This window comes from Rhodococcus sp. EPR-157 (assembly GCF_001647195.1).
Taxonomy (GTDB): Bacteria; Actinomycetota; Actinomycetes; order Mycobacteriales; family Mycobacteriaceae; genus Rhodococcoides.
Map to the genome: position 1 here is coordinate 1 of NZ_LVCV01000123.1, position 944 is coordinate 944.

Annotated in this window: 1 protein-coding gene and 1 pseudogene; both read left to right on the plus strand. The window is 58.8% G+C overall.

What is annotated here, in order from left to right; translation table 11 throughout:
- A pseudogene (locus tag A2J03_RS04890) lies at positions 1 to 276 on the plus strand (heavy metal translocating P-type ATPase); the annotation flags it as partial.
- 356 nt (positions 277 to 632) lie between these two features.
- The coding region (locus A2J03_RS04895) for an Nramp family divalent metal transporter (RefSeq protein WP_231912370.1) at positions 633 to 944 on the plus strand (312 nt) is incomplete at its 3' end.

Below are 944 nucleotides of genomic sequence, written 5' to 3' on the forward strand. Positions count from 1 at the left end.
GATCTTGCGCTCGAAACTGCAGATGCAGTCCTCATCCGCGACGATCTCGGAACTCTTGCATCGGTGATCGCCCTGTCGCGTCGGGCCCATTGGATCGTGGTAGCCAACCTCGCGATTGCTGCGAGCTTCATCGTCGTGCTGGTCACCTGGGACCTGATTGGCACCCTCCCTCTCCCCATCGGCGTTGCAGGACACGAAAGTTCCACCGTCATCGTCGCTCTCAACGGCATGCGCCTTCTCTCTTCGCGTGCCTGGAACCAAAGAACGCGTGGATGATCTCAATTTCGACGACGAAATGTTCTTGGATCACACATGCGGCTCTTCCTGCGGTAGCAGCAATCGTCCCTACCGTGCTCAGCTAGGCCGTGGCCAATCGCCCACCCCGGACCTATCACCTTATGGCACTGATGTTGAGCGGTTCGGAATTGTCGGGGCTGAGTCGTCATGATCGGCGTCGGTCTCGCCTTGCTGACAGCGTGTGGCGTGTGTTCATCGCCTTGATACGCAACGAAATCGTCAGCGCAGTCGTATTGCCCATCTGAGCCGGTAAACCGCTTCGCTAAACATTTGCAATGTTTGGGTCTCCGAACTATCTTTTCAGGGTCCTGAAAATATCGTCGGCGTTGGGTGTGATGTCCGTGGCTGTGCTGCTACGTCGATCTTCTCGGCCACCGTCGAGAGTGCGATCGGCCTTCGTTCTGCTCGGTCCTGCTTTCGTTGCGGCGATCGCCTACGTCGACCCTGGCAATGTCGCCTCCAACGTCAGCGCGGGCGCGCAGTTCGGGTATCTGCTCGTGTGGGTGATCGTTGCCGCGAATGTGATGGCCGGCCTCGTCCAGTTTCTCTCCGCCAAGCTCGGGATCGTCACCGGGATGACGCTGCCCGAGGTCGTCCGCGAGAAGTCGAGCAGAACTGTGAGACTGGCGTATTGGGGGCAAGCAGAA